Source organism: Pseudomonas sp. GB2N2 (assembly GCF_054897705.1).
Genome location: NZ_CM142701.1, coordinates 491,924 through 506,114, shown reverse-complemented (window position 1 = coordinate 506,114; position 14,191 = coordinate 491,924). Strand labels below are relative to the sequence as shown.

Genomic DNA, 14,191 nt, shown 5'->3' with positions numbered 1-14,191 from the left:
ACGTATTTAATTAATTTTCAGATCGCGTTAGCGGAAATAAATCCGTCCCCTTTATACCTTGATCTCTTTGTATCCATAATTTTAGAGTTTTCAAATCTAGGCAGTTACTGATTGATAAAAAGTCACAATGGGTCCGTAATCTTGATCCGAGTTAGAAACATCAACAATAAACTCATTACTCGGAAACTTATCTTTTAAGACTAAGCGCCACGCCAAAGCAACAACTTCGACTACAAAGGGTACAGATTTATTTCCCCCTTCGTCGATTGCATCAATGCCAAGCAAATAAATCCGCCCCCCTTTGTTTCCAGTTAAATAAATACGTCCCCTTTGCCCCCTTTGCTCCCGGCTTTCTAATCAACTGTCAGAAATCACGCTAATCAACAAACATTTTCCGTTTTTTTTACCTACAACACTTATTGGACTGCTAGTAATTCCACCATCAAAAGAAAGTTCAACCTTGACATTTTTATCTTCAAATGACTGAAGCTCCTCAATTAAAAGCTCAATAGTTTTACCACAAAATTTCCAATCCAATATTTTGTCAGCCATTATTAATCACCAATACGATTTAAATTTGACTACAAAGGGGACAGATTTATTTCCCCCTTCGTCGATTGCACCAATGCCAAGCATATAAATCCGTCCCCTTTGTTCAGGACGGGATACACCAGACAAATAAATCCGGCCCCTTTTCTAAAATAAATACGTCCCCTTTGCTCCCGGCTTTCTAATCAACTTTCAGAATTACGCTAATCAACAAACATTTTCCGTTTTTTTACCTACAACACTTATTGGACTGCTAGTAATTCCACCATCAAAAGAAAGTTCAACCTTGACATTTTTATCTTCAAACGACTGAAGCTCCTCAATTAAAAGCTCAATAGTTTTACTAGACAAACAAAGGGGACGGATTTATTTACTAGCCGGCTAATCGAGTCCCGCAAAATAAATCTGTCCCCTTTGTTTGCTCATAGCAGCTCGAGCGTTAACACTTGCTGCTTCACTAGATATTGCTGCAGTTTCCTTTGCACCAACTAATTAATAATTTTATTTCTTCAACCCAAGCAAATGCTTAAATGGACCCTCATCCAAATCAAGTCCAATATCCAGAATCAGCCGAACAGCCTCATTGTATTCTTCGTTCGTGATAGAAATATCATATTCGCAAATATGATCGCACAAAACCTCAAAGGCTAGACTCTCTTCATTATACGAAACATAATCCAATGCTCCTTGGAGAAGATCAGAATCCAATCGACCTTCAAACTTTCTTCCAAATTTAATAATACGGTCTGCGAACATAAATTCTACTTAATTGGTTTGTAGGGTGGAATCGGAGCATCATCAGGAAAGGCAGTAATAACCTTTCCTATAGCCGGCTGGTATACAACTCGCAATCGCACACCTTCACGAGTTTCATAAGCAACCCATTTTGCAGCATCTCCTTTAGCTGTATAAGCCCCACCGGTCCCTGTTTGCGCGTACCACTTAGTGCTCGGAGATGTCGTAATATCGCCAATCGCATCAACAATCTTATCTCCTGACCAACTTTCAGGAAAGACTGTCTTCCCTTCCTGCCCTGGCCACATATGTCCACCGCTGCCTGGCTTATCGCCGTACAAAATATGTTGCTTTGCGTCAGGAGAAAGAATGTCAACGTAGTCCTTTCCAAGACCTTTTGCACCAACTGTCGGAGCTTCGTCAATTGCCGATCCCACACCAATGACCGGTCGCCCCGTATTACCGGGAAAAACGTCAACATACCCATTACTCGCTGAGCCCGCTGAAGTATTTTTTAGCCCTCCCGGTACTGTCGTCGCCGCCAAGCCAGGGGCATTAAATGAAAACGGATTAAACCCTGACTGATCCAAATACTGGCCAAAGGAACCTGACCAATTCGGGTCACCGCTCCAGAACATCTTGGCTGTATCGTCGAGGTGAAGCTGGCCTGCCAACGTCCAGTCACTCACATTGTCACCGCCGACACCGGTGAGTTTGCCCAAAATGTCGCTTGCTTTCCCACTGGGTAGAGAAGAGACAAATTCATCCACCGCACGGGAACCGGCGTCGATCTCTGCTCGAATTTCGGCACAGTTATGTGCTAACTCACAACCGAGAAGACGCTTCTTATTTGTAGCACTTCGAAGTTCTACCTCTGCTTCAAGCTGCTCGCACGTTCCATTCGTGTCACAGGTCCGCGCTTTTTCAGCCAGCTCTCTAACGTCGGTGTGATTAAGAAAATTATTGGCGGTTGCATTTTGTGCGACCGCCGCACCGATGGAGGCGTCGCCGCCTGCCAAAGCGGCAGATAAAACCCCTACCAGTTGTGATGCCGCCAGCAGGTTATTCACGCCTTGAATGTACGCGGGACTACTGTGGTCGAGCCCGACCGGCAGCAACTTGTCAGCCAGGAAATCTACGACGGCTTCGTTCGCCCCCGCTGCCAGCGCCCCGGTGCGGAAGTCCCCGCCCATAGCCTCGGCCATTAGTCCGCCTAGGGCCGCGTGCAGCGCGACTTTCGTCAATTTGCCATTTTCAAATAGGGTCATTCCCCCAATTTTATTGGCCGCAACCGCTCCCCCAATAGCGATCCCGGTACTCAATGTCGCTTCAAGCAGATTATTCGTCAGGCTGCCACCCATGATGGCCGTCTTCGCCGCCGTGTCGGCTGCAACTTTGATCGCTACCGCTTTGATCCCCTCCGCATCGAACGATAATTCGGTCGGGTTGAAACCAAATTTTGCCGCGATCCCTGCAGTTACGCCTGCCAGAACATAGCCTTTGAGATTGTCAGAAGAGAAAACATCATTGAAAGCGGCGCCCAGATTGCCTTTGTTATTGATCGTGCTGACTGTCGCGGTGCTGGCGATGGACGTCAGTACTGCGGTGGCAGCAATGTTGCCGGCTCCCGCTGCGACCGCAGTCCCGGCAGCCGAATACCCCGCAGCAGCCATCGCGGTGCCCGAGCCAGCTGTCGCACTCGCAGCTGTCCCCACTGCGGCGCTCGCCGTCCCAGCCGTCAACACGGTCACAATAATAATGATCGCCAGCATCGCGCCTTGACCCAGGCTCGAATTGCTGTATTTGAACGACTCGTGGGTTTCCTTGATCAGTCTCCAATCCACATCGCCGCGCTTCTCGGCGTCCTTGAGCCACGCCAACTGGGGATCGGCCTGGACCATCGCATCAATGGTCTGACTGACGGTTTTCTGGTTAATCTGTTTGATGTCGATGTTCAAGCCATCGACCGCGTTGATCACCAGCTTCCCTTGAGCCACCAGCTGACTTTGGCGCAAGGTCTCGTCGGTGTTGCCCTTGCCCGACATCGAGTTCCAGGCCAGGCTGCTTTTGCTCTTCTCGTGACTTTCCTGATGCAGATCTTTCACGCCTTCAAACGTGATGGCGCCACCGCTGCTGAGGGTCAGATCCTCGCCGCTTTCAAGCTTGGCAACTTGGTAGCGCTGATCCCCACCACTGACCAGCATCAGATTCCCACCCGAGCTGATTTCACTGCCAATGTTCTTCACATCGGTCACTTCATCGCGCTTGGTTTGCTTCGCCCCGAAACTGCCCTTTTTCTTCTTGTCATACAGCGAATAATCCGTGTCCTGCGCCGCCAGGATGTCCAGCCGATCCCCCGCCACCAGGTACGCTTCATCACCCGCGGTAATGCGGCTGGAAATCACCGCCAGATTCTGGCCAGCGCTCAGCGCCACATCACCGCCGGCCATCACGCCCGACATCACCTGGCTGACGTGGTCTTCCTGACGGGTGAGTTTTTTTGCTTTTGGAGAGGGAGTGTTCTTCGTCCGCCGCCGAGCTGATCGTCAGGTTCTCGCCCGCCGCCATGGCGATGTCGCGCTTGGCATCGATTTCGCTGGCGATGACGTTGAGGTCGCGCCCGGCTTGTGCCGACAGGTCCCGGCCGGCGTTGAGGCTGGCGCCCAGTTGGGTGATGTCGCTGCTGTTGTGTTTGGCGTCATAAACCACGCTGTTGCTGACCTGCGCCGCGACCACGTTGAGGTCGCGGCCGGCGTCGAGGGCCATGTCGCGGCCGCTTTGCAGGTCGCCGCCGATGACGTTGATGTCGCGACCCGCCGAGACGTTGAGGTCATTAGCGGCTTCGATGCGTGCGGCGCTGTCGGCGTAGTCGTGATGGTGGGTACCGAAACGGGCGCTGGTGCTGTCCTGGGAAGTGATCGTGCGTTCGTTGAGCACATCACCCGAGATCGCCGTCACGCTGACGTCGCGCCCGGCCAGGATGCCGCCGGATTGGTTGACGACATCATTGCCCGCCAACACATCCAGACGGTTGCCGGCCTGGATCAGGCCGCTGTTGACCAGATCGTTGCCCGCCGTCGCCGACAGGTTATTGCTGGCTTTCAGCGTGCCGACGTTGTCGAGGTTCTGGCCGGCGATCAGCGACACGTCCTTGCCGGCAATCAGCGCGCCGGTCGGGCCGAGACGGCCTTCGGCCTGGGCAAGATAGAGGACCGGCACCAGGACTTTTTCGCCGTCCACTTCGTGTTCTTCGAGCCAGACGATGTCGTGGGTCAGCGCCGCGACTTGCTGCGAGGTGAGCGTGACGCCGACGGCAAGGTTGAGCTCATCCTTGCTGGCAATGGCGTTGTTCATCAGGTACTTGAACAGGCCTTCATCGGTGGTCTGGCCGTCGATGTAACGCTGGCCGGTGCGGGCGACGACGGCTTGCTGGATCAGGCGTTGTTCGTAGAGCCCATCGCCGAGGCGCTTGATGTTCAGATCGGGGTCGTAGCCGAGATTCGTCAGCAGGTAATCCGAGCTCATGAACTGCTTGAGGTCGGTCAGCACCGGGTTGGTTTCGATCAGGTATTTGTGTGTGCTGGAGGGAGCCTTGGTTTCCGGCAACCCGGTGACACGGGTGACCGGGCGGGTGTTGAGGCTTGCACCAGACGCACCGCTGGAAGAACCGGTCGACGTCACCGAAACATCAAGGGTGCTGGCAACGCCGGACACTGGAGTGGCCGAACGCTGGATCGGGTCCACGACACGGCCACTGCCGGTGATCGCGGCAGCACTGTCAAGCAGTAAACTGCGCGGACCACCGCTGGTGCCGGCGGCCACGTGGTTCAGGCTATCGACGTAAGTGCCGCTCACGCTCCAGCCGGGGGCTTGGGTTGCGACCGCGACCGGCGTCAGGTTGTTGGTACCTTGGCTGCTCAGGCGGAACAAGCCATTTTGGCCGGTCGGTAACGCGAAGCCTGGAAGGCTCAGCGGATTGACCTGCTGTTGCGCCAGATCGGGAGGCAGCTGGGCGTTGAGCCTGATGACGGTGATGCCGGCGCCCGCAGCACGGGTATCTCCGACCTTGTTAGTGCCGCCCGTGGAGCCGTAGTCCTCATGAATGACGCTGTTTTGCAGGTCTTTGGCCGCCGTGATCGAAACATTGCCGCCGGCCTGGATGACGGCGTTGCGACCTGATGTGGAACTAGTACCATCACGGGCGATTTCTTGATCAGAAATCAGCGTAAACCCCTGCAACCGGGTTGGCATTTGTACAAGGTTGTTGGAATCGTATTGAGATTGCGGGCTGGTATTGCCCCACGCATAACCGGACAGGGTGAGGTCGCCGACCGACTTGTTCGTCACAGAGTCTTCGATCGCGACTACTCTGATCATGCCGCCATCATGGCCCTTCTCACGCTCGATGCCGGATAAGACGACACCTTGGGCAAAATTTCCGGTGCCATCGATGTAATAGACATTCGGAAAATCAGGATTATTGCGCTGGTTGTACGCCACCACCTCCGGCATAAACACGTTGAACGAGCCAGAGTCGATCCCGCCGGTGCGGTAGATACGAGTACGCTCGACGCTGCCGCTGACCGCGCCGACGTTCCGCATGGTGTTGGCATTGATGGTGATGTTGCCGGACGCAGCAAGGGTGCTTTTGCTGTTGAGGAATTCGCCGCCATTGAAAATGAAATCTCCGCCCGCCGTCAGCAAGGAAGACGCCGTGGTGTCATTGTCCTGGCCGCCCTCGAAGACCTCACGGGCAATGAGATTTACGTCATAGGTGCCACCCGAACAATCGCCACACTGAACGGCGATAAAGCCGTTGACCAGCTTGCGGTTGAGGGCAAAGTTCTGTGTCCCGTCATCGCCCGAAGTGCGGTTGGCGAAGTTGCCAGCGTCAATCTTGAAGGTCTTCCCGCTTTCCATCGACCCGGACAGGTTCAATACCTGGCCGGCCTGCGCAGTGCCATATCCCTTGATGGTCACGTTGCCCAGACTGTAAAAATCACCGTTCTGATTCGTCAGGTTGCCGACGCTGAGCGTCATGTCGTTACCGCTGAAGATCACGCCACGGTCATTGAGCAATGACGGCGTATTGATGCTCAGGTTTTGCGCCGCACCCAGGGTGCCGTAGTTGGCAACACTGCCGGCGTTTACCGTCAGGTTTTCACTGGAGGTGACGCGCCCCGAATTGACGAATGCCCCGCCGACACTCAGGGTCGACGATGTGCCAGCGGCAGTGCTGCCAGCAGCGCCGATGCTCAGTTGTGCAGCGCTGAGGTTGAGGCCGAGCAGACTCGACATCCGGCCGTTGCTGCTATAGCCACCGCTCAACTGCATATCGATAACACCATCACTGGCAATCAAACCATCGTTGTTCCAGTTGCCGCCCCGCGCTTGCAGGTAGTCGGAAGCCAGAAGCTGACCGCTGGCCGTCTGGCTGAAAGTATTGACGTTGACGTTCAGGCGCCCGGCCTGAATAACGCTGGTGTTGGTCCAGGAATCGGCATTGAGTTCCAGCAGGCCGCCCGTGGTAATGCTGCCTCCGGCGCCCATGACGTTTGCGGTGGAGATATCAAAAATGCCGCGACCGACGTGATTGAGTTGGCCACCGGTGTTCAAAAAGCTGCCGACGGCCAGGGTCAGATCGGTGTTGGCCGTTTCCAGCACGCCATTGCGATTGTCCAGAAGGCCGCCAATCTGAAAGCTGGTTTTACCGGTGTTGCCCAGCGAGCGCAGGCGACCGGTCTGGTTGTCGACACTGGAAGCGGTGACGGCCAGATTCGTGCTGCTTTCGACGATACCGGCACGGTTGTTCAGGATGCCGCTGAGACTGAGGTCGATGCGATCACCAGCAATCTGACCGTTGCCGTTATTCAGGCTGCTGCCTGTGACACTGGCCAGCCCTTTGGCGTACAGCACGCCATCGCGGTTGTCGAAGGCGGTTGTGGTGATACGTGCGTCGAAGGCTTGCGCCGAGATCCGGCCGCCGTTGTTGTCCAGGCCCGCCAGCGCTGACAGCGTCAGGCCCTGGCCTTGAATCACACCACCCTGACGATTGTTGTTGAGGTCGTAGCCGTTGCGCAGGACGCCGACGGTTCGCGCTTCAAGGGCACCTTTGATACTCGACAACACGCCGCCACGGTTATCGATGTTGGCGGCGTTGACGAACACTGCGCCGTTTTCGGCAATGACTTTGCCGCTCTGGTTATCGACGTCGCCGCTGACGTTCAAGGTCAGGCCGGTCTGACTCTGGATTGCGCCTTTACCATTCGCCAGGCTGGCCGCTTGCAGGTTCAGGCCGGCGGTCTGGCTGTAGATCAAACCGTTGGCGTCGTTGCGGACCGCGCCAGTGGCGGTGATCTGCAAGGCGTTTTTGGCGGCGAGGGTGCCGCTGTTGCTGTTGTCCAGCGAACCGGTCAGGAGGGTCAGCGTGCTCTGGCTGGCAAGTTGACCGTTTTGGTTGACGAGGTCAGTCACGCCTCTGATCAGCACCGGCCCGGCGCCGGCCAGTTTGCCGCGGGTGTTGGTCAATGCACCGAGCACATCCAGCGTCACGCTGTCATTGCCGGCGATGCTGCCTGCCGTGTTGTCCAGGCTGCTGGCCTGGACAGTGAGCAGCGATTGCGCGTTGATCGCGCCAGCGGCATTGGTCAATGCGCTGGCCGTGATGTGCAGTTCGGCACCGCTGTCGATCAGGCCGCCCTGATCGTTGTTGAGCGACGCGCCGAGCGTGAGGGTCTGCCCCGCCGCACTGCTGAGAATGCCTTTGTCGCTGTTATCCAGGCGCTGCGCGTTGACGCTCAGGTTGCCTTGGCTCACCAATGCACCGGCGTCGCTGTTGAGCAAGGCGCCCGCAAGGTTCACGGTGACATCACCGTTGCGACTGGACAGTGTGCCGCTGTCGCGGTTATCGAGGCTGTCGCCGTTTACGGTCAAACCCTGCCAACCGGAGATCAAGCCCTTTTGGTTGAGCAAGCGGGTGCCGCTGACCGTCAACAACTGGCTGCTGATCAGCTTGCCGCCGCTGTTATCCAGGGCACGGCCAACCACATCGAAACCGAGGTTGCTGGAGATTTCACCACGCTGGTTGCCGAGATCGCGCAGGTGTTTGAGCGTCAGCGGTCCCTTGGCGGTGAGCAGGCCGTTGCGGTTGTCGAAGTCGCCGCCGGCCAATTCCAGGGTGACGGCTTTTTCGCCCAGCAGGCGACCACCGTTCTGCGTCAGGGACGCCAGGGACAGGTCGATATCGCCTTTGGCCGACACTTCGCCGTCATTGCTGGAATCCAGGCTCGTCGCAGTCAGGGTCAGGTTGCCCTGGCTGTTGATCAATCCACCCTCACGGTTGTTCAGCGCCATGGCATTGAGGACGACAGCACCGGCACCGAGCACAGTACCGCTCTGGTTATTGAAGTCGGCACTGTCGATTTTGAGCCGTTGCGCTGCGCTGATCAGGCCTTTGGCATCGTTGCGGAGCACGCCGTCGACGGACAGTTGCAGATCGCCACGACTCGTCAGACTGCCGGCGCCGTTGTTCAAACTGGCCGCGCGCGCGTCGAGGGACGCCGCGCCGATCATGCCGTTGACGTTGTCCAGCGCATCGGCGATGCGCAGGGTCAGCCCCTGATTGCTCAACAATTTGCCGTTGCTGTTGTCCAGGCTCGTCTGGCGGGTGTTAATCGTCAAATTGCGGCTGGCAACCACGCTCTTACCGTTGTTGTCTACGTTCTGCGCACTCAGGCTCACATCGCCGCTGGCGTTACGACTTTTATCCGCGTTAACCCCGGCTTCGAGAACGCCGCCGTTACTCAACACACCACCTGCACTCAGCGTGATGCTATCCCGCGCGGCGAGGGATTGCTGGTTGGTCAGATTGCCTTGTGTTTGCACGTTGACGGCGCCGGCATAGACCGGTCCCTGGGCCTCGAGGCTCGCCGCTTTGACGTTGACGGCGCCAGTGGCCGATGTCTGCGCCAGGCTCAGATGGCCGTTCGCATCAATCTGGATATCACCGCCACTGGCCGCCAGGTTGCCATCGCTGGCAAGCCAGACTCCTACAAGGGCTGTGTGGCTTCGAAGACCAGGAAGCAAAAAAGGCCGACGTGGTGAGCATCGGCCTCTTGGATTGGTTTTCGTCAGCTGTTCTGCGCCGCCTTCGCCTCCTGCATCTGCCGGGCTTTTTCCGTGAGCAAGGCTTTTTCTTCCGGGCTCATCGTGTCGAGGCGCAGCCGGACCTGGGCGATTTTCTCCAATTGTCCCGGGCTGCTTTCCCCGGACCGTAACGCCAGCGCCAGACTCGCCACGGTCGGATAGTCGAAGATCAGCCCCGGCTGGATTTCGCACTGCAACACCTTGCGAATGCCCGCCACCAGTTTGATCACCAGCAACGAATGGCCACCGGCGGCGAAGAAGTCGCGGTCGATGCCCAGGCGTGGCACGCCGAGCAATTGCGCCATGCGCGCCGCGAGCAATTGTTCGAGGGCATCGCGGGGTTCCAGGCCCGCATCGTCGAGCGATGTGGCGCCGAGTTGCTGCAAGGCCTTGCGGTCGATCTTGCCGTTGGCCAGACGCGGGAAGCGTTCGATGAACTGCAGCTGCTGCGGCAGCATCGCGCTGGGCAGGCGCAACGCGAGTTCGCTGCGAACGCTGTCGAGCAGTTCTGTCGAAGGTGATTGTCGGGGCACGACGAAGGCCAGCATGCCCTCTCCCGCCGTGGCGCCCGGCAGCACCAGGGCTTGGGCGACCTGCGGCAGGCGCAGCAACTCGGCTTCGATTTCCGCCAGTTCGATGCGGAAACCGCGCACCTTGATTTGCTGATCGCGCCGACCTTGCAACTGGATCGCCAGGTCCGGACGGTAGCGCGCCAGATCGCCGGTGCGGTACAAGCGTTGCGAAGCATCGAAGGGGCTCTGAATGAACGCCTGCGCATCCGCTTCAGCGTTGATATAGCCCCGGCAGACTTGCGCGCCACCCAGGAACAACTCGCCCAACACGCCGATGGCAGCCAGTTGCAGATTGTCGTCGAGGACGTACGCCTGATTGTTGCCCAGCACCTGACTGAGCGCGGCGCTGTCTTGCGCATCGGCGTCCAGTGACAGCGCATGAATCAGCACCCCCACCGTTGCTTCGGTCGGACCGTAGTGATTGAACACGCGGCAATCGCTGCGCAACTGAGCGATGCGCGCGATCAGTGCGGGGGCGATCGGTTCGCCGCCGAGGATCAACGTGTGGGGCAGCTGCGCATGTTCGGTGTCGAGCAGCGCGGCGAGGTGCGACGGCACGATCTTCAGGCAATCGATCGCCTGCTGTTGCAAGAAACCGGCGAACAGCCTGCCGTCCTGCATCTGCTCGTCGCTGGCCACGTGCAGCGTGGCGCCGTTGAACAACGCACCGAACAACGCGGTGTTGCCGAGGTCCGCAGCCACGGTGGACGTGAAGCCAACCTGCCGACATTGATCCAGCCCCAAGGCTTCGCTGACCCGAGCGGTGTAGTTGAGCAAGTGCCGATGTTCGATCACCACACCCTTGGGCACACCAGTGGAACCCGACGTGAACAGCACGTAGGCCGCGTCTTCGCCTTGCGTACCGAGTTCGATGGTCGAAGCGGCCAGCGGCGTCGTGTTCAACAAATGCGTAAGCGTGGTCACAGGGAGCGGCGCGTCGTGCCACTGATCCGCGTGCTGTGTATCCACTAGCAACAGACCGGCACCGGCCTGCTCCAGCATCATCGCCTGACGCGCCATCGGCCATTGCGAATCCAGCGGCAAATACGCCGCGCCGACCTGCCAGGCCGCCAGCATCGCCACCACCAGATCAGCCGAACGCGGCAGCGCCAGCGCGACAATCGAACCGCGACTCAGGCCGTGGGCGTGGAATGCACTAGACAGCGCCGCAACCTGCGCCTGCAATTGCCCGTAGCTCAGGCATTGCACAGAATCGGTCAGGGCAATGGCGTCGGGCGTGACGCGGGCATGCTCGGCAATGCGCTGCGGCAGGTATCGGGCTTCCAGAAGGCGCGACGGCGAATTGATCGCCAGCAAGCGATGTTGCTCTTCAGCGCCCAGCAAAGACAGTTGACGAAGCTCGGCGCGGGGATTGGCGACGATGGCGGCGAGCAATACCTTGAATTGCGTCAGCAGGCCTTCAACGGCCTGCATCGAATAACGTGACGCCGCGAATTGAAGGTGTGCCGCGACTACATGACCAACATCATCCAGTTCGGTTTGCAGCATCAATTCAAAGCTCGATTCCGCTACCGGCTGCTGACCGGGCAGCCACTGCAACGTTGCCGTCGTTTCAGGACGAGGTGCGCGCCACACGGCGAAACCATAAGCCGGCCGGGCCGCCGCCGATGCAAGCTCCGGCGACCAGTATTCTTGCCAGGTGCGATGTTGTTCCAGGTGCGTCGCCAGCTCAATGACCCAGCTATCAAACGGCGTCGCCGACACAAAAGCCAAATGCAGCGGCAGGCTTTTCTCGAAGACCCCTACGGCCTCGGCGAAATACCCGTAGTCGTCGCGACTGTCATGGCGCACGCCCACCAGCATGTGCGCCTGTCCGCTCAAGCGTCCCAGCAACAACCACCAGGCCGCTTGCGCCAACACGCTCGCAGGTTGTTGCAGAGCGTCAGCCACTTGCTGCAAGCCGTCGCGCAGCGTTGGCTCCAGCGCGATGCTCAGCAAGGCGGTCGCGGAATCAACTGTTGATTTGCGATAAGCCAACCAAGGGCTGGACAGCTCGGTATCCGCGCCTTGCAGATGTTCCTGCCAATAAATCCGGGCACCGGCGGCATCCTCGTCGAGCACAACTTCGCTGCGCCATTCCAGATACTGCGTGAACTCGCCCGGCGCATCATCGTCCTGCGCCAGACCTTGCTCATACGCGCGTTGCAGCTGTTGATAAATCAGCTGCAAACCGTGTTCATCGGCGCTGTGTCGGGCCACGCCCAGCACCAGTTTCCAGTGGTTGTCCGCCAGTCTGTAGAGCACAGCCTGGGCATTCTGCGACTCGACAAACGCACGCGCCGCCCATTCCGCGATCTGCGCCTGAATATCCGTCACGGTGTCGACCCGCGCCTGCACCGCCAACGGGAAGCGTTCAGCCCCGCCCGCGAACTGGCGAAGGCCATGGATACCCGCCGCTTTACCCAGGCGCGCGACCAGCATCGGCTGTTGCGCCAGCACAGCATCGAAGGCCAGTTGCAGGCGCTGCGGATCAAACAGGCCGATGATCTCGACGTGTATAAAGTGCAGCGCATCGGCGCAGGTCGGGGCCTTGGGCAACTGTTCCACCACGCGCTGCTGTTCCGGCGTCAGGGCGTAGCCCAGATCCTGCTGGTCCATCGATACGTCGTTCATGCGCCGGTTTCCTCGGTGTTCATTATTTGCAGGGCGCTGCGGTCGAACATGTCGCCCATGGCCACGACCATTTTGCGCGGGCCTTCGTACGGGTCGCGGGCGTGGGCCACGAGCATATTGTCGAGCAGGATCGCATCGCCTTTTTGCCAGTCGAAGCGCACCGCGCATTCCTCGTACAGTTCACCGATGCGTTGCATCACCTCGTCTTCGATCGGCGTGCCGTCGCCGTAATACACGTGACGCGGCATGCGCCCCAGGCCGAACATCGACAGCAGGTCTTCGCGCACATCCGGCTCCAGCCAATAGATGTGATGCAGTTGCACTTGGTTAAAGAACGATTTGGCCCCCGTCACCGGGTGACGAATGATCGCCGGCCCCGGCGTGCGGGTCTGCAATTCATCGTTGTCGAGCCAGCGCCATTCGATGCCGCCGGCGCGGCACCGGGCCTCGACTTCGGCACGGTCCTCGGTCTTGAAGAAGTGCTGCCACGACACGTCGAGCTTGTCGGTAAACGTGCGCACGTAGAGCAAGCCTTTGTCTTCAAACTTGTCACGCAGGTCCGCCGGCAGTTTTTCGTACATCAACCGGCAATCGACCACCGGCGTCGCACCGCCCGCCAGCGCTGCCTGCTCGCAATAGAACATCTGCTTGCGCGGCCAGCGGTCCTGATGGGAGCTCTCGTTGTGGAACAGGATCATCTTGCGTTCCGGGTACGGCGTGGAGCGGTAGGTGTTCTTGCCGCCTTCCTTCTTCGGCAAGTCGCCATACTGCCCGTAAAGGCCCGGCTGGATCGCTTCGGCGAAGGCTTCAAAACCCTGGATGCCGTCCAGCCGGAAACCGCGGAACAGAATGCCGGCATGTGCGGCCAGCTTCTGCTCGATCAATGGCCGGTTGCGGTTGATCCACTCGATCAGGTCCAGGTGCGGCTCGTTCGGCTCCAGCAACAAGGGAAACGGTTGCGGCGCGGCCAGCAGTGATTCACGCACCGGCGCTGGCCGGGGCTTGGCCGCCGTGGTGGCAGAGCGTTTGAGGAATTTGCCCAGTTTGTCGGCTTTCGGTCCCGGCGCAGCGGGCTTGGTGGCGACGGCCACATTGTCGACTGGCATGCTGATAGCTCCCAATTGAATGTCCTGATCAGCGACGATCTGTTCCAACAGGGCTATCCAGGCCTTGACCAGGGACTGAATGCGCTCGTGTCCGAACAAGGTTGTGGCGAATTGCCAATGACCCAGCAATTGCCCTTCTTCATCGTCAACGAACAACGCCATGTCGAATTTAGAATGGGTCTCCAGTGCCGGCAGCGTTTCCACGCTCAAACCGCCCATGGCTTGCACGCTTCCCGGCAGGTTGTTCATCACGAACAGCACCTGCACCAGCGGGTTCATGCCCTTGTGACGCGGCAGTCCGGAGGCGTCGACGATCATGTCGAATGGCAAGTCCTGATGCTCCAGCGCACCGAGCAAGGTGTCCTGCGTACGGCTGAGGAACGTCGAGAACGGCGCGGCCGCGTCGAAGCGCGAACGTAGCGGCAGGACGTTAACGAAGAAGCCGATCAG

At 58.3% G+C, this 14,191-nt stretch carries 5 protein-coding genes and 2 pseudogenes (1 of these 7 only partly in view); all 7 read right to left on the bottom strand.

Features of this window, described 5'->3' with window-relative positions:
• Nucleotides 1–357 precede the first annotated feature (357 nt).
• On the bottom strand, nt 358–552 hold the full coding sequence (locus ACYZT4_RS02270; RefSeq protein WP_461984908.1) for a hypothetical protein: 195 nt from the start codon (nt 550–552) through the stop codon (nt 358–360).
• 498 nt (nt 553–1,050) lie between these two features.
• Nucleotides 1,051–1,305, bottom strand: a complete 255-nt coding sequence (locus tag ACYZT4_RS02265; protein ID WP_461984907.1) for a MafI family immunity protein — start codon at nt 1,303–1,305, stop codon at nt 1,051–1,053.
• A gap of 5 nt (nt 1,306–1,310) precedes the next feature.
• A pseudogene (locus tag ACYZT4_RS02260) lies at nt 1,311–1,679 on the bottom strand (EndoU domain-containing protein); the annotation flags it as partial.
• 822 nt (nt 1,680–2,501) lie between these two features.
• Nucleotides 2,502–3,734 (bottom strand): annotated as a pseudogene (locus ACYZT4_RS02255) (DUF637 domain-containing protein); the annotation flags it as partial.
• Nucleotides 3,721–9,168 (bottom strand): hemagglutinin repeat-containing protein, encoded by a 5,448-nt coding sequence (locus ACYZT4_RS02250; RefSeq protein WP_461988520.1) that lies wholly within the window; start codon nt 9,166–9,168, stop codon nt 3,721–3,723. The pseudogene ACYZT4_RS02255 and the gene ACYZT4_RS02250, both read right to left, overlap by 14 nt.
• A 245-nt stretch (nt 9,169–9,413) precedes the next feature.
• The gene (locus ACYZT4_RS02245) at nt 9,414–12,635 is read right to left on the bottom strand and encodes a non-ribosomal peptide synthetase (protein ID WP_461984905.1); all 3,222 of its coding nucleotides are present in this window, start codon (nt 12,633–12,635) and stop codon (nt 9,414–9,416) included.
• On the bottom strand, nt 12,632–14,191 hold the final stretch of the coding sequence (locus ACYZT4_RS02240) for a non-ribosomal peptide synthase/polyketide synthase (protein WP_461984903.1). Its footprint extends 11,898 nt past the window's final position; the window shows 1,560 of its 13,458 coding nt (coding positions 11,899–13,458); the start codon falls outside the window, past its right edge; it ends in the stop codon at nt 12,632–12,634. Before ACYZT4_RS02240 ends, ACYZT4_RS02245 begins: the two co-directional genes overlap by 4 nt.